The organism is Streptococcus sp. S1, from assembly GCF_034137685.1.
Classification (GTDB): domain Bacteria; phylum Bacillota; class Bacilli; order Lactobacillales; family Streptococcaceae; genus Streptococcus; species Streptococcus dentalis.
In genome coordinates, this window is the sequence record NZ_CP139418.1 from 1,220,839 (window position 1) to 1,236,526 (window position 15,688).

At 41.3% G+C, this 15,688-nt stretch carries 20 protein-coding genes and 1 other annotated feature; of the genes, 19 read left to right on the plus strand and 1 reads right to left on the minus strand.

Going from position 1 to position 15,688, the window contains the following annotated elements; translation table 11 throughout:
- The first annotated feature begins 125 nt into the window (after positions 1 to 125).
- From SM121_RS05925 to SM121_RS05950, 6 genes are all read left to right on the plus strand, one after another.
- Entirely contained in the window at positions 126 to 1,283 is a 1,158-nt protein-coding gene (locus SM121_RS05925; protein ID WP_320910612.1) for an ABC transporter ATP-binding protein, read from the plus strand.
- Complete coding sequence (locus SM121_RS05930; protein WP_320910613.1) at positions 1,264 to 2,070, plus strand: ABC transporter permease; 807 nt, start codon at positions 1,264 to 1,266, stop codon at positions 2,068 to 2,070. Before SM121_RS05925 ends, SM121_RS05930 begins: the two co-directional genes overlap by 20 nt.
- Entirely contained in the window at positions 2,067 to 2,840 is a 774-nt protein-coding gene (locus tag SM121_RS05935) for an ABC transporter permease (protein ID WP_320910614.1), read from the plus strand. Before SM121_RS05930 ends, SM121_RS05935 begins: the two co-directional genes overlap by 4 nt.
- Positions 2,837 to 3,907 (plus strand): ABC transporter substrate-binding protein, encoded by a 1,071-nt coding sequence (locus tag SM121_RS05940; protein ID WP_320910615.1) that lies wholly within the window; start codon positions 2,837 to 2,839, stop codon positions 3,905 to 3,907. The genes SM121_RS05935 and SM121_RS05940 overlap by 4 nt, the downstream gene beginning before the upstream one ends.
- 146 nt (positions 3,908 to 4,053) lie before the next feature.
- Positions 4,054 to 4,497: a hypothetical protein gene (locus tag SM121_RS05945; RefSeq protein WP_320911323.1), complete on the plus strand. Its 444-nt coding sequence runs from the start codon at positions 4,054 to 4,056 to the stop codon at positions 4,495 to 4,497.
- 37 nt (positions 4,498 to 4,534) lie between these two features.
- On the plus strand, positions 4,535 to 4,972 hold the full coding sequence (locus tag SM121_RS05950) for a hypothetical protein (protein ID WP_320910616.1): 438 nt from the start codon (positions 4,535 to 4,537) through the stop codon (positions 4,970 to 4,972).
- 220 nt (positions 4,973 to 5,192) lie between these two features.
- Here SM121_RS05950 and SM121_RS05955 read toward each other — a convergent pair whose 3' ends face one another.
- Complete coding sequence (locus SM121_RS05955) at positions 5,193 to 5,627, minus strand: DUF6556 family protein (RefSeq protein WP_320910617.1); 435 nt, start codon at positions 5,625 to 5,627, stop codon at positions 5,193 to 5,195.
- Positions 5,628 to 5,819: 192 nt separating this feature from the next.
- Here SM121_RS05955 and SM121_RS05960 point away from each other — a divergent pair, with 192 nt between their 5' ends.
- The 13 genes from SM121_RS05960 to SM121_RS06020 all read left to right on the plus strand — a co-directional run bounded on the left by SM121_RS05960 (position 5,820) and on the right by SM121_RS06020 (position 15,687).
- Entirely contained in the window at positions 5,820 to 6,962 is a 1,143-nt protein-coding gene (locus SM121_RS05960) for a cysteine desulfurase family protein (protein ID WP_320910618.1), read from the plus strand.
- An 18-nt stretch (positions 6,963 to 6,980) separates the two neighbouring features.
- Complete coding sequence (gene thiI / locus SM121_RS05965; RefSeq protein ID WP_320910619.1) at positions 6,981 to 8,201, plus strand: tRNA uracil 4-sulfurtransferase ThiI; 1,221 nt, start codon at positions 6,981 to 6,983, stop codon at positions 8,199 to 8,201.
- 52 nt (positions 8,202 to 8,253) lie between these two features.
- Positions 8,254 to 8,796 carry a hypothetical protein gene (locus SM121_RS05970; RefSeq protein WP_320910620.1) on the plus strand — a complete coding sequence of 181 codons (543 nt, stop codon included), beginning with the start codon at positions 8,254 to 8,256 and terminating at the stop codon, positions 8,794 to 8,796.
- Positions 8,797 to 8,936: 140 nt separating this feature from the next.
- Positions 8,937 to 9,024: a sequence feature (ribosomal protein L21 leader region), on the plus strand.
- 34 nt (positions 9,025 to 9,058) lie between these two features.
- Positions 9,059 to 9,373 carry a 50S ribosomal protein L21 gene (gene rplU, locus SM121_RS05975; protein ID WP_003002830.1) on the plus strand — a complete coding sequence of 105 codons (315 nt, stop codon included), beginning with the start codon at positions 9,059 to 9,061 and terminating at the stop codon, positions 9,371 to 9,373.
- Positions 9,374 to 9,388: 15 nt separating this feature from the next.
- On the plus strand, positions 9,389 to 9,733 hold the full coding sequence (locus SM121_RS05980) for a ribosomal-processing cysteine protease Prp (RefSeq protein ID WP_003002581.1): 345 nt from the start codon (positions 9,389 to 9,391) through the stop codon (positions 9,731 to 9,733).
- Between the two features lie 17 nt (positions 9,734 to 9,750).
- Entirely contained in the window at positions 9,751 to 10,044 is a 294-nt protein-coding gene (gene rpmA, locus SM121_RS05985; RefSeq protein ID WP_003002805.1) for a 50S ribosomal protein L27, read from the plus strand.
- A 215-nt stretch (positions 10,045 to 10,259) separates the two neighbouring features.
- Positions 10,260 to 11,006, plus strand: coding sequence for a DeoR/GlpR family DNA-binding transcription regulator (locus SM121_RS05990; protein WP_003007732.1), 747 nt, complete (start codon positions 10,260 to 10,262; stop codon positions 11,004 to 11,006).
- 190 nt (positions 11,007 to 11,196) lie between these two features.
- Positions 11,197 to 11,673, plus strand: a complete 477-nt coding sequence (locus tag SM121_RS05995) for a PTS sugar transporter subunit IIA (protein WP_320910621.1) — start codon at positions 11,197 to 11,199, stop codon at positions 11,671 to 11,673.
- Between the two features lie 35 nt (positions 11,674 to 11,708).
- The gene (locus tag SM121_RS06000; protein ID WP_003010999.1) at positions 11,709 to 12,014 is read left to right on the plus strand and encodes a PTS sugar transporter subunit IIB; all 306 of its coding nucleotides are present in this window, start codon (positions 11,709 to 11,711) and stop codon (positions 12,012 to 12,014) included.
- A gap of 98 nt (positions 12,015 to 12,112) precedes the next feature.
- Positions 12,113 to 13,588: a PTS transporter subunit IIC gene (locus tag SM121_RS06005; protein ID WP_320910622.1), complete on the plus strand. Its 1,476-nt coding sequence runs from the start codon at positions 12,113 to 12,115 to the stop codon at positions 13,586 to 13,588.
- A 201-nt stretch (positions 13,589 to 13,789) separates the two neighbouring features.
- Entirely contained in the window at positions 13,790 to 14,215 is a 426-nt protein-coding gene (gene lacA / locus SM121_RS06010; protein WP_320910623.1) for a galactose-6-phosphate isomerase subunit LacA, read from the plus strand.
- A 16-nt stretch (positions 14,216 to 14,231) separates the two neighbouring features.
- Positions 14,232 to 14,747, plus strand: a complete 516-nt coding sequence (gene lacB, locus SM121_RS06015; protein WP_003002763.1) for a galactose-6-phosphate isomerase subunit LacB — start codon at positions 14,232 to 14,234, stop codon at positions 14,745 to 14,747.
- Between the two features lie 10 nt (positions 14,748 to 14,757).
- On the plus strand, positions 14,758 to 15,687 hold the full coding sequence (locus SM121_RS06020) for a tagatose-6-phosphate kinase (RefSeq protein WP_320910624.1): 930 nt from the start codon (positions 14,758 to 14,760) through the stop codon (positions 15,685 to 15,687).
- Position 15,688: the final 1 nt, after the last annotated feature.

Here is a 15,688-nt window from a genome sequence, read left to right on the forward strand (position 1 = left end):
AATAGGTGGGGCAGTCTAGTAAGTCCCCGAGAGGTATTGGTGGTCTGACAGGTCTTCCTGTCAGCCGCTGCGTTTTCGTTTGAAAAGCAGTTTGGTAATCGTAGTAAAGAAGGAATTTATGTGAATTGAAAAAACCAATTATTGAGTTTAAAAATGTTTCAAAGGTCTTTGAAGATAGCGGAACTCTTGTCCTAAAGGATATTAATTTTGAGTTGGAAGAAGGGAAGTTCTATACCCTGCTCGGTGCATCTGGATCGGGAAAATCGACCATCCTGAATATCATTGCCGGTCTTTTGGATGCGACGACTGGAGATGTCTACCTTGATGGGGAACGGATCAATGATGTTCCTACCAACAAACGGGATGTCCACACCGTCTTTCAGTCCTATGCCCTGTTTCCACATATGACAGTCTTTGAAAATGTGGCTTTTCCCCTTCGTTTGAAAAAGGTGGACAAGGCTGAGATCGAACGTCGGGTTTCAGAAGTCTTGAAAATGGTCCAGTTAGCGGGATTTGAAAAACGCTCGATCCAAAAATTATCTGGTGGTCAACGTCAGCGGGTAGCTATTGCACGGGCTATTATCAATGAACCACGAGTGGTCCTTTTAGATGAGCCCTTGTCTGCCCTTGACTTGAAACTTCGGACAGACATGCAGTATGAGTTGCGGGAATTGCAACAACGCTTGGGGATTACCTTTGTCTTTGTTACCCACGACCAAGAAGAAGCCCTTGCCATGAGTGACTGGATCTTTGTCATGAATGAAGGAGAGATCGTCCAATCTGGTACTCCCGTGGATATCTATGATGAACCGATCAACCACTTTGTAGCGACTTTTATCGGGGAGTCTAACATTCTAGATGGTCGCATGATCGAGGACTACTTGGTTGAGTTCAATGGAAAACGCTTTGAAGCCGTCGATGGGGGAATGCGTCCAAATGAACCAGTTGAAGTCGTCATTCGTCCTGAAGACTTGCAAATCACTCTTCCTGAAGAAGGCAAGCTCCAAGTGAAGGTGGACACCCAGCTCTTCCGTGGTGTTCATTATGAGATCATCGCTTATGATGATTTGGGAAATGAGTGGATGATTCACTCCACTCGGAAGGCCATCGTGGGAGAAGTCATCGGGTTAGACTTTGAACCTGAAGATATCCACGTTATGCGTCTCAACGAAACCGAAGAAGAATTCGATGCGCGGATCGAAGAGTACGTTGAAGTGGAAGAGCAAGAAGCTGGTTTGATTAATGCCATTGAGGAGGAAAGAGATGAAGAAAACAACCTCTAATCTATTTATCCTCCCTTATTTCTTGTGGATTTTTCTCTTTGTCTTGGCTCCTGTAGTCATGATCATCTTTCAATCGTTTTTTAAAGTTGAAGGGCAGTTTTCACTTGAAAACTACAAAGAGTTCTTTACTTCGCAAAATTTGACCTATTTAAAGATGAGCTTTAATTCGGTCATTTATGCCGGAATCGTCACCCTGGTGACGCTCTTGATCTCCTACCCGACTGCTTACTTTTTGACGCTGCTCAAACACCGGCAGTTGTGGTTGATGTTGATTGTCTTGCCAACCTGGGTCAATCTCTTGCTCAAGGCCTATGCCTTTATCGGAATTTTTGGTCAAAACGGCTCCATCAATAGCTTTTTAAGCTTTCTCGGATTCGCTCCCCAGCAGATCCTCTTTACCGATTTCTCCTTTATCTTTGTAGCCAGCTACATCGAGTTGCCATTTATGATTTTACCGATCTTTAATGTCTTAGATGACTTAGATCCAAACTTGATTAATGCCAGCTATGATTTAGGAGCCAATCGTTGGGATACCTTCCGTCATGTGGTCTTCCCCTTGTCCATGAATGGTGTCCGCTCAGGTGTGCAATCTGTCTTTATTCCTAGTCTGAGTCTCTTCATGTTGACACGGATGATCGGTGGAAATCGCGTCATTACCTTAGGGACTGCGATTGAACAGCACTTCCTGACAACACAAAACTGGGGAATGGGTTCTACCATCGGAGTTGTTCTGATCCTTGCTATGCTCTTAACCATGTGGGCAACGAGAGAAAGGAGAGAACGATGAAAAAAGTATCTCATTTCTATCTAGGTTTCGTCTTTCTGATTCTCTATCTCCCTATCTTCTATTTGATCTTTTATGCTTTCAATAAAGGGGGAGATATGAATGCCTTCACGGGCTTCACGCTTGAGCATTTCAATGAATTGTTCGCAGATAGTCGCCTAATGCTGATCTTATCAGAGACTTTCCTCTTGGCCTTCTTGTCAGCCTTGATTGCGACAGTGATCGGAACCTTTGGAGCCATTTATATTTATCAATCAAAGAAGAAGTTAGAAGGACCATTGCTCTCCATCAACAACATTCTCATGGTAGCGCCAGACGTTATGATTGGGGCCAGTTTCTTGATTCTCTTTACGACGGTCAAGTACCAGCTAGGTTTCCTATCTGTTCTGGCTAGCCACGTCGCCTTCTCGATTCCTATTGTGGTCTTGATGGTCTTGCCACGCCTTAAGGAAATGAACCGGGATATGGTCAATGCGGCCTATGACTTGGGAGCTACCCAAGTGCAAATGCTCAAAGAGATCATGTTGCCGTATCTGACACCAGCCGTTATCGCGGGCTACTTTATGGCCTTTACCTATTCTCTAGATGACTTTGCCGTGACTTTCTTTGTAACCGGAAATGGCTTTACAACCTTGTCAGTAGAGATCTACTCACGTGCGCGTCAAGGGATTTCCCTTAGTATCAATGCCTTGTCCGCCCTTGTCTTTCTCTTTAGTGTGCTCTTGGTCATCGGTTATTACTTTATCACCCGTGAAAAGGAGGAAGCAGCATGAAAAAACTTTATTCATTCCTAACTGGGATTATCCTTGTCATTCTGGTCCTCTGGGGAATTAGCCACCAGATCGAAGCGAGCATGAATACCAAGAATAGCGACAAGTTGGTCATCTACAACTGGGGAGATTATATCGATCCAGAATTGCTCAAGGAATTCACAAAAGAGACAGGGATTCAGGTGCAATATGATACCTTTGATTCCAACGAAGCCATGTACACTAAGATCAAGCAAGGGGGAACTACCTACGATATTGCGATTCCTAGTGAATACATGATTGCTAAGATGATGGATGAGCATCTGGTTGAAAAGTTGGACCAATCCAAGATCAAAGGGATGGAAAATATTGATCCAAAACTCTTGAACCAATCGTTTGATCCGGGTAACCAATATTCCGTCCCTTATTTCTGGGGGACCTTGGGGATCGTCTACAATACCAAGATGGTCAAAAATGCTCCTGAACATTGGTCAGATCTCTGGCGTGAAGAGTACAGAAATGACATCATGATGTACGATGGTGCGCGTGAGGTCATGGGAATTGGTCTCAATACCTTGGGCTATAGCCTCAATGAAAAGGATCCAAAGAAATTGCAAGAGGCAGTAGATAAACTCTACACCTTGACGCCAAACATCAAAGCTTTGGTGGCCGATGAGATGAAGGGCTATATGATCCAAAACAATGCGGCTATTGGGGTTACCTTCTCAGGAGAAGCCAGCCAAATGCTGGATGCCAATAAGGATCTTCGCTATGTCGTTCCAACTGAAGCCAGCAACCTTTGGTTTGATAACATTGTCATTCCAAAAACCGTGAAAAATAAAGAAGCAGCATATGCCTTTATTAACTTCATGCTTCGTCCTAAAAATGCTTTGAAAAATGCTCTTTATGTCGGCTACTCTACGCCAAATAAAAAAGCCAAAGCCATGTTGCCAAAAGAAATCCAAGATGACCAATCCTTCTATCCAAGCGATGAAACACTGGACCATTTGGAAGTCTATCAACAATTAGGCAAGAAGTTGCTTGGAGTCTATAACGATCTTTACCTTCAGGTCAAGATGTATCGAAAATAATACAAAAGGAACCTTCGGGTTCCTTTTTGATTACCTTATAAAAGCTCTAACTAGTGAGTTAGATTGAGATTCAAATGAAAGATGCTATAATAGTAAGGAAAGAGACTGGCTCATTCAGTACGAAAGAAATGATTGGAGAAGAAGAGATGAAGAGACGTGTAGAACTATTTTTGATCATTTTGTTACCGATCCTAGGACTGGTTTTTCTTGGAGGAAAAATCATGCACCTAACCAAAAGGCCCGAACAGAAGATAACGGCCTCATCTTCAAAGAAAGTCGTACAGAAATCAGAAGAAGAAATAAAAAAAGAACAAGTAGCATATCTCAAAGAACACGAGCAGGAAATCGTTGATTATGTGAAGTCTCAAAATCCAAAAATTGAGTCAGTTCAGATTGATTGGAGTGATGTGAGATGGAGTGATGGAGGATTCTTGTTTCCTGATTATTCTATTGAAGTTTATGGAACAGTGAATCATATTGAAGATTCAGGATGGAGTGCCTCTATGCCGATTAATGATGATGATTCAATCGATTTGAAAAAAATTTCCATATTCAACGATATAACCATAGGAGAAGAAATATTGGAGTAGTATTTTTTTGATCTATGTTGAAATATAAAGATAAATTATGAAGAAACATACTAAAATTATTTTGCTGACAGTAACATCAGTAGTTGCTTTATTTAGTACCGAAGGATGCACTATAAAATCAAAAGAGCAAACGAGACAAGCGCAAAGTGCAATCTCTTCCTCCACCAAAGGAGACAAAGAAGCCATTAAACAAAAACAGCTCGGTTATCTCAAGGAACACGAGCAAGAAATCGTCGATTTTGTGAAGGCTCAAAATTCAAAAGTTGAATCCGTTCAGATTGATTGGGATCATACACAATGGAGTGATGGTGGACTGACAACTCCCGAATATTATATGAATGTTTATGGAGGTATAAATAATATTGAAGAATCGAGTTGGAGAGTAGATATCCCAATTAATGATGACAATACATTGAATCTAGATGAGATGTATCTAGGATCCTACATTAGAGTAGGGGGGAAATTATTTGAGTAATTGGAATTTAAAAAGTTTTGATAATCTATATGCTTCATTAGCAGAATCAGCTTATCGTGATAGTCTCAAAATCTTTTCATATGAATGATTGGATCAAATCCAGGAAGAACGTTCAAAGCTCAAATGGGAGTATGATAACGAGATAGATGCTTTCTATAAAAATCAGAAAAAGCTGGAATCGAAAGATAAAAAAATCAGTAAGGTTGCCCTTACTGATTTTTTAGTTGGTTCCAGATGATGCTGTATCTGCGCCACTGTCTGTTGCTGTGGAGCCTTGGTCTTGTGCGGCAGACGAGCTAGATTCATTAGCAGATGAGCTATCGGTTTCTTTTTGTGAACTAGCATCTGTATTACTTGAATCGGTTTGCGTATTGGTGTTAGTATCTGTATTGGTAGCGCTTGAGTCAGATCCCTTATCGTGGACAACGACGACGCTGGTGCTACTAGATGGTTTGTCTTCTGTTTTTTGATTGTCTTTATTGAGCAGGCTCATAATGGTAAAGGAAGTGACGATAATCCCTAAGAGACTGGCAATCGTAGCTACAACGGTTTGAAATACGGATAAACCTTGTTTGACTTTCTCACCGCGAGATGGTCTTGTATCTGCTTTTTCCTCAGGTTTTTGGTTTTTGTTACTTCTTGAATATTGTGACATGTTCATTCTCTTTCTATCAAAAATTGTTTTTTAACACTTTCCTATTATAAGTCATTTTCTGAAAAATGTCTAAAAAGAACTGAATTTTATAGAGTGATTTTGCCACATCTCTCTTTATCAAATCCTTGTCCCAAGCGGTCAGAAATGATAAAATAGAAGTTACGTAAAAAGAAAGTGATGGATGCGTAGGACATGATCTATTTTGACAATTCAGCAACGACTAAACCCTATCCAGAAGCCCTTGCAACTTATACAGAAGTAGCGACTCGAATCTGGGGCAACCCTTCTAGTTTGCACAATCTAGGTAGTCAAGCGACTCGTATTTTAGAAGCTTCTCGGAAACAAATTGCGGAGCTAATTGGCAAGAAAGCTGATGAAATTTACTTCACGTCTGGTGGTACAGAAGGGGACAACTGGATCCTCAAGGGTGTCGCCTTTGAGAAAGCTCCTTATGGCAAGCATATCATTGTCTCTGACATCGAACATCCCGCTATCAAGGAGTCAGCTGCTTGGCTCAAAACACAGGGATTCGAAGTGGACTATGCTCCAGTGGATGCGCGTGGCTTTGTCAAGGTGGATGCCTTGGCTAGTCTTCTCCGTCCGGATACGACCTTGGTCTCTGTCATGGCCGTCAACAATGAGATTGGCGCTATCCAGCCCATCCATGACATCGCGACTCTCCTAGAAGATCGGCCAACGGTTAGTTTCCATGTCGATGCGGTTCAAGCCTTGGCAAAGGTAGCAACAGAAGTTTATCTACCAGAGCGCGTGGACTTTGCGACCTTCTCTAGTCACAAATTCCATGGGCTTCGCGGAGTCGGCTTTGTCTACATCAAAGAAGGCAAAAAGATCACCCCTCTCTTAACCGGAGGTGGCCAAGAAAAAGAAATGCGCTCGACAACTGAGAATGTGGCAGGCATTGCAGCAACAGCAAAAGCCCTACGCTTAGCCATGGAAAACCAAGAAGCTTTTGCCAGCAAGACCCAGCAGATGAAAGAAGTCATCCGCAAAGAATTGGCCAACTATCCAGATGTCACTATCTTTTCTGGTGAGAATCATTTTGCGCCTCATATCTTGACTTTCGGGATCAAGGGAGTTCGTGGAGAAGTAGTGGTCCATGCCTTTGAAGAGTTTGATATTTACATCTCGACAACCAGTGCCTGCTCGTCCAAAGCTGGTAAGCCAGCTGGAACCTTGATTGCTATGGGAGTAGACAAGAGTATCGCACAGACAGCTGTTCGCTTGAGTCTCGATCTTGAAAATGACATGAGCCAAGTCGAGCAATTCTTGACCAAGTTCAAACTGATTTACGAGCAAACACGAAAAGTACGTTAATTTTAGAAGGAAATCAACATGACCTTAACCTATTCAGAAATTATGATTCGCTATGGAGAGCTTTCTACTAAAGGAAAGAACCGCATGCGTTTCATCAATAAACTTCGCAATAATATCCAAGATGTTTTATCTATTTATCCAGCTGTCAAAGTGACAGCGGACCGCGATCGGGCGCATGCTTATCTGCATGGGACGGATTATGAGCCAGTAGCCGAATCCCTCAAACAGGTTTTTGGAATCCAAAATTTTTCACCCGTTTACAAGATTGAAAAATCTGTTCCGGCCTTAAAAGCGGCTGTGCAAGAGATTATGAAGGAGATTTACAAGGAAGGCTTGACCTTTAAAATCTCAAGTAAACGCAGTGACCATACCTTTGAACTCGATAGTCGCGAGCTTAATCAAACCTTGGGAGGTGCTGTCTTTGAAGCGATCCCAACTATCCAAGCTCAGATGAAAAAACCAGATATCAACTTGCAAGTCGAAATTCGAGAAGAAGCAGCTTATATTTCTTATGAAACCATTAAAGGAGCAGGCGGCCTTCCTGTTGGTACGTCCGGCAAGGGCATGCTCATGCTTTCTGGTGGGATTGATTCTCCCGTGGCTGGTTACCTAGCCTTGAAGCGTGGAGTGGATATCGAGGCAGTACACTTTGCTAGCCCACCATATACCAGCCCAGGAGCTCTTAAAAAAGCCCATGATTTAACTCGGAAGTTGACCAAGTTTGGGGGCAATATCCAATTTATCGAAGTACCCTTTACAGAGATCCAAGAGGAGATCAAGGCCAAGGCACCAGAAGCTTACCTGATGACTTTGACCCGTCGCTTTATGATGCGCATTACAGACCGCATTCGCGAGGTTCGTGGTGGTTTGGTGATTATCAATGGTGAAAGCTTGGGACAAGTGGCTAGCCAAACCTTAGAGAGTATGCAGGCTATCAATGCAGTGACCAATACGCCGGTTATCCGTCCGGTGGTGACCATGGACAAATTGGAAATCATCGATATTGCCCAAGCCATTGATACCTTTGAAATCTCTATCCAGCCATTCGAAGATTGTTGTACCATCTTTGCACCGGATCGTCCAAAGACGAATCCGAAACTCAAAAATGCGGAGCAGTATGAGCAACGGTTGGATGTGGAAGCTTTGGTTGAGCGTGCGGTAGCAGGCATCATCGTAACCGAGATCACACCAAAAGCAGAAAAAGATGAGGTCGATGACCTGATCGAGGATTTGCTATAGGAGAGACTGGGAGTATCCAGCCTCTTTTTCTAACCAACTTAAAGGAGATAAAATGAAAAAAGTTATCGTTTTAATGACAAGTTTGCTTTTGTTGACAGGCTGCGTCAAAGTATCATTTACTGGTCCGAAAAAAGAAGAGAAGACCAGCCAGTCAACCAGCAGTAAAAAAGAACCCCTCACATTTGTCAGAGCTGACCAGTATAAAGACCAAGACAACGAAGTCTTGGAAGCATCTGAGAAATTTATCAAGGAACATCCAACGCTTGGAGAACCAGGAAAATTATTTGTCTTTTTCCCAGGCTTTACCTTTGGAGATGAGGAAAACCGCTTCGCCTTGTTCTTTATTGTGAATCGTACTACCACAACCATCGATCGTGATGGATCCTTTGTCCTGAATTTGGAATATGATGGAGAGCCACTTTTCAAAGATGTCACAGTTGACTATGAAATCAACGAATCTGGTGTATTGAAACCGAATACGGTTGCAGCCATGCCTATCAAAATCACCAAGGAACAAGAAGAAAAAATGAAGAGCATGAACGATTCATCTAAAGCTAAAATGAGTTTCAAAGACTTCAAATTTAAAGATAAGTAGAAGAAGAAGTCGGTCTTACAAGCGATCTTAAAATAAAAGATACAAAATCATCCATTTTATAAAAGAAATTCGTTTTCAAAGCGCAAAAATACTTGTCTTTGTCTGATAGAAGTGATATACTAAGAGAGTTGACTATGCACATGCCTGTGCAACCGCTCGAACATCGTCGCTCATTTTCATGAGAGTAAGTGGTTCGTCCCACGATGCTAGGCGAGTCTTCACAAAAATACGGGGAAACCCAAAAATACATAGGAGGTGCATAATGAGCACATACGCAATCATTAAAACTGGCGGAAAACAAGTTAAAGTTGAAGTTGGTCAAGCTATCTACGTTGAAAAATTGAACGTTGAAGCTGGTCAAGAAGTTACATTTAACGAAGTTGTTCTTGTTGGTGGTGAAAACACTGTTGTCGGAACTCCACTTGTTTCAGGAGCTACTGTTGTTGGAACTGTTGAAAAACAAGGAAAACAAAAGAAAGTTGTTACTTACAAGTACAAACCTAAAAAAGGTAGCCACCGTAAACAAGGTCACCGTCAACCTTACACTAAAGTTGTCATCAACGCTATCAACGCTTAATTTTTAGGAGAACACATGATACAAGCAGTCTTTGAACGAGCCGAAGATGGCGAGCTGAGGAGTGCAGAAATCACTGGGCACGCTGGAAGCGGTGAATACGGCTTTGATGTCGTGTGTGCATCGGTTTCGACTCTAGCCATTAACTTTGTCAACTCTGTTGAGAAATTTGCAGGCTACGAACCGGATCTAGAATTAAACGAAGAAGAAGGTGGCTTCCTTCGGGTGACGATCCCGACAGATATTCCACCACATCAAAGAGAAATGACCCAACTATTCTTTGAATCATTTTTCTTAGGGATGGCAAACTTATCGGAGAACTCATCGGAGTTCGTCCAAACAAGAGTTATCACAGAAAACTAACATGGAGGAAAACAATTATGTTGAAATTGAATCTTGCTAACTTGCAACTTTTCGCCCACAAAAAAGGTGGAGGTTCTACATCAAACGGACGTGATTCACAAGCAAAACGTCTTGGAGCTAAAGCAGCTGATGGACAAACTGTAACAGGTGGATCTATCCTTTACCGTCAACGCGGTACTCACATCTACCCAGGTGTGAACGTTGGACGTGGTGGAGACGATACTTTGTTCGCAAAAGTTGAAGGCGTAGTACGCTTCGAACGTAAAGGTCGCGATAAAAAACAAGTTTCTGTTTACCCAATCGCAAAATAATAAGGTTTCCTTAACCTTTTTATCCCGAGCCTTGATCCAAAGGTGAGGAAGCTAGAAATAGCATAAATCAAAGCTTTCCGGATTGACGGAAGGCTTTTTTCTTTTATCTATCATAAAAATATCATGTTTACTCTTGTTAATATAATGTTTGAATTTGTGTTTTTTGAAAAAAGTAGTATAATAGAGACAAATATAGTAGGAACGGAAGTAGTACCATGAAAGATAGCAGACATGTTGAAATTCTTCAGGAACTGGATCGGAAAAGTGTGGTATCGGTCAAAGAGCTCAAGGAACTCTTTGGGGTGACAGACATGACCATTCGTCGCGATCTGATCGATCTTGAAAAACAAGGTCTTTTAGTTCGTGTACATGGTGGGGCCCACAAAAAAGTCAAAGATAGTTTATTAGAAGCTTCTCACAGTGAGAAAAATCTGATCAATATTGATGAGAAACGATCCATTGCCAAAAAATGTGCAGACTTGATCGAAAATGGGGATACCGTCTTTATTGGCTCTGGTACAACAACAGACTTTATCGGAGATTATTTGGAAGGGAAAGAAATTAGCATCGTCACTAATTCCCTACCTATTTTTGAGAAGCTCAAGGATTTCCCAAATTATGACTTGATCTTAGTTGGTGGTCGCTACCGGGTAAAGACACAAACCTTTGTCGGTCAATTTGCCAATAAACTCTTGAAAGAAATCAAGGTTTCTAAGGCCTTTATCGGGGTCAATGGAATCGATGGCCATAGTGTCTCCACAGCTAATGAAGAAGAAGGAAACGGCAATGCCATTATTCTGAACAATGCGATAGAGAAATATGTTGTAGCTGATAACAGCAAGTTTGATAGTTATTCCTTCTACAGTTTCTATCGCGTGGAAGATCTAAATGCCATTATTACCGATGATAGTATTCCAAAAAAGATCAAAGACAAATACGCCTTGTATACGAAAATCATTTAAGATCAAGTGGTCTCAAAAAAGAGACCACTTTTTACTTTTTTAATAATGTTAGAAAATGACGGTTAGGGAGCGCTTTAAAGAGGAATATAAACAAAAATAAACAAAATACGACAAAAAATGATTGACATTCAATCAATATAGTGATATACTCTAACCATAAAATAAATAGTTAGATAAGGAGGTGGCAACAATGGGATTAAATCAACTCTTTAACAAAGATCTTGTATTTTGCCTACATGCCAATGATCAAACAGATCTCTTTGAGCAGGTAGCAAGCTTATTGGAAGAGCGACAGATTGTGACACCAACCTATCGTTCCGCTTTGATTGAGCGTGAAAAGTCTTTCCCGACTGGATTAGACATGGAATTTCTTGGTAAGGACTTACCAAATGTGGCGATCCCGCACACAGACATTGTCCACAATCTCACTGAGAATGTGGTCGTGGTTCGTTTGGATCAACCGGTAACCTTCCATAATATGATTGCTCCAGATAAGGAAGTTCAAGTTTCACTTTTATTCTTCATTATCAACAATTCAAGCTCTAGCCAAACCAATATTTTGGCCCAGCTGATGGATTTCTTTACATCCAATGGAAATCTCGAAGCTCTATCAAAATTAGATAGTGAAGATAAGCTTTATCAATACATTACGGAAACTATTTCCTAAAACATTCGTATATATTTATAATGGAGGACATCCAAATGATTAAAATTTTAGCTGCCTGTGGTGCAGGCGTTAACTCTAGCCACCAAATTAAGAGTGCGGTAGAAGAAGAGTTGTCAAACCGTGGTTATGATGTGCGTTGTGACGCTGTCATGGTCAAAGATGTCAATGAAGACTTGATTTCAGGTTATGATATCTTTACTCCAATTGCTGCAACTGATTTGGGATTCGATCCTGGTATTCCAGTGGTAGAAGCAGGACCAATTTTATTCCGTATTCCAGCGATGAGTGCGCCAGTCTTTGATAACATCGAAGCTGCCATTAAAGAACATGGATTAAGTTAATATTTTTTTAAAACAGTTTGTAAGCGTTATCCAATGATAAAATTGGAAACACTTTATGCCGTAAATTACAAAAAAAATATAAATCGGGAGGATTTATTATGAATGGCATTATCGATTTTGCCAATAAATTTTTCAAACCCATCCTAGACATGGGTGCTCCGATCATCATGTTGATCGTCTTGACTTTATTGGCTCTCTTGTTTGGAGTGAAATTCTCTAAAGCCCTTGAAGGTGGTATTAAACTTGCCATCGCCCTTACTGGTATCGGTGCCATCATCGGTATGTTGAATGGAGCTTTCTCAGCGTCTCTTGCAAAATTCGTTGAGAATACTGGTATTCAATTGAATATCACTGACGTTGGTTGGGCACCTCTTGCGACCATCACTTGGGGGTCTGCCTGGACACTTTACTTCTTGTTGATTATGTTGATCGTCAACGTTATCATGCTTGCTATCAAGAAAACAGATACACTTGACGTCGATATCTTCGATATTTGGCACTTGTCTATCACTGGTCTTTTGATCAAATGGTATGCTGATAAAAATGGAGTTAGCGCAGGAGTTTCTCTCTTCGTTGCAACTGTAGCAGTAGTCCTAGTAGGGATTATGAAGATCATCAACTCAGACTTGATGAAACCAACATTTGATGATCTTTTGAATGCACCAAGTTCATCACCTATGACTTCAACTCACATGAACTACATGATGAACCCAATCATCATGGTCTTGGATAAAATCTTTGACAAATTCTTCCCAGGTCTTGATAAATACGACTTCGACGCTGCTAAATTGAACAAGAAGATCGGTTTCTGGGGATCTAAATTCTTTATCGGTTTCCTTCTTGGTATCGTCATCGGTATCATGGGTACTCCACATCCAGTTGCTGGCGTGCAAGATGCTGACAAATGGGAATTGGTTATTAAAGGTTGGTTGAGCCTTGGTTTTACTGCCGGTGTCTGCTTGGAATTGTTCTCATTGATCGGTTCTTGGTTCATCGCAGCGGTAGAACCATTGTCACAAGGTATTACAAATGTTGCTACTAAACGTCTTCAAGGACGTAAATTCAACATCGGTTTGGACTGGCCATTTATCGCTGGTCGTGCTGAAATCTGGGCTTGTGCGAACGTACTTGCACCAATCATGTTGATTGAAGCTGTGCTTCTTTCTAAAGTCGGAAATGGTATCTTGCCACTTGCAGGTATCATCGCTATGGGTGTGACTCCAGCCTTGTTGGTTGTAACACGCGGTAAATTAATCCGTATGATCATCTTCGGAAGCCTTCTCTTGCCACTCTTCCTTCTTTCAGGAACATTGATTGCACCATTTGCAACTCAATTGGCTAAGAGTGTTGATGCCTTCCCTAAAGGGGTGGCTTCTACTCAATTGATCTCTCACTCAACTCTTGAAGGACCAGTTGAAAAATTGCTCGGTTGGACAATCGGTAACGCAACAACTGGAGATATCAAAGCTATCCTTGGTGTAGTTGTCTTCTTGGCATTCTATATCGGAATCTTCGCTTGGTACAGAAAACAAATGATCAAACGTAACGAAGAATATGCTGCAAATGCAAAATAATCGTCATATGTAGTTTGAAAACTGACACCATATCTGTTGTGGATATGGTGTTTTTACTTTAAAAAATGTTCGAAAATAAACAATTAAATGTTGACTTTCGTTCAAAATAGGTGTAATATAATATCAAAAGTAAGAAAATGTTTCTTTGTGAAAATTTAACAACAGGGATATTTGCTGAAACGAACAAAAGGAGGACAGGACATGTCTATTGTAATTGGTGCAGATGCTGCAGGATTAAGATTAAAAGATCTCGTGAAAGAGTTTCTTGTAAAAGAAAACTTCGATGTTGTGGATGTAACTGCTGAAGGTCAAGATTTTGTAGATGTGACACTTGCAGTTGCGAGAGAAGTAAACAAAAACGATCAAAATCTTGGAATCGTAATTGATGCTTACGGAGCTGGTCCATTTATGGTTGCAACTAAAATCAAAGGAATGGTGGCAGCAGAAGTTTCAGATGAACGTTCTGCTTATATGACACGTGGACACAACAATTCTCGAATGATTACCATGGGTGCTGAAATTGTTGGGGATGAATTGGCCAAGAACATTGCCAAAGGCTTCGTCAATGGTAAATACGACGGTGGTCGTCACCAAATCCGTGTCGATATGTTGAATAAGATGTGCTAATGAGAGGAGAATTCAAATGAGAATTGCAATTGGTTGTGATCACATTGTGACAAATGAAAAAATGGCTGTTTCTGATTTTTTGAAATCAAAAGGATATGAAGTGCTCGACTTTGGGACTTATGACCATACACGTACCCACTATCCAATCTTTGGTAAAAAAGTCGGTGAAGCCGTAGCAAGTGGCCAAGCAGATCTTGGTGTTTGTATCTGTGGTACAGGTGTTGGGATCAACAATGCTGTTAACAAAGTACCTGGTATCCGTTCTGCTTTAGTACGGGACATGACAACTGCTCTTTATGCTAAAGAAGAATTGAACGCGAATGTGATCGGGTTTGGTGGTAAAATCACTGGTGAATTGCTCATGTGCGATATCATTGAAGCATTCATCCACGCTGAATACAAACCAACTGAAGAAAATAAAAAATTGATTGCTAAGATCCAACATGTGGAAACCCATAATGCCCATCAAGCGGATGCTGATTTCTTTACAGAATTCCTTGAAAAATGGGACCGTGGTGAATACCACGACTAAGAGGTGACGTATGATATTAACGGTCACGATGAACCCTTCGATTGATATCTCTTATCCTTTGGATGTGCTCCAGTTGGATACAGTCAATCGAGTGGCTGAGGTGAGTAAGACAGCCGGTGGGAAAGGTCTCAATGTTACCCGTGTACTTTCTGAGATCAAGGATCCAGTGGCAGCGACCGGCCTACTTGGTGGTCGAACAGGTCAATTCATTCTCGATCATTTAGGAGAAGGAATAGAGGAACGTTTCTTTGAAATTGCTGGAGATACACGTAATTGTATCGCCATCCTTCACGAAGGCAAGCAAACAGAAATCTTAGAAAAAGGTCCAACCATTTCTGAGAAAGAAGGGAAAGACTTTCTCGACCATTATCGTCACTTGGTTGACCAAGTAGAGGTTGTTGCCATCTCTGGAAGTCTTCCTGCTGGTTTACCAGTGGACTACTATGCTAGCCTTGTCAAGATTGCAAGCGAAGCTGGGAAACCAGTCGTACTCGATTGCTCGGGAGCTTCTTTAGAAGCTGCCATTCAAGCAGCTGTCAAGCCTACGGTCATTAAACCAAACAATGAAGAATTATCACAGTTGTTAGGAAAAGAAGTGAGTAAGAATGTGGAAGATTTAAAAGAAGTTCTTCAGGATTCTCTCTTTGATGGCATCGAATGGGTGATTGTCTCCCTTGGAGCAAATGGTGCTTTTGCGAAGCACGGCGATGTTTTCTATAAGGTAGATATTCCTAAGATTGATGTCGTCAATCCAGTCGGATCTGGTGATTCGACTGTTGCAGGGATTGCATCTGGTCTCTATCATCATGAGAGTGACGCAGACTTGCTCAAGAAAGCAAATGTTCTTGGAATGTTAAATGCGCAAGAAGCACAAACAGGACATGTCAACATGGGGCACTATGATGCCTTGTATCAACAATTAATCGTAAAAGAGGTATAAA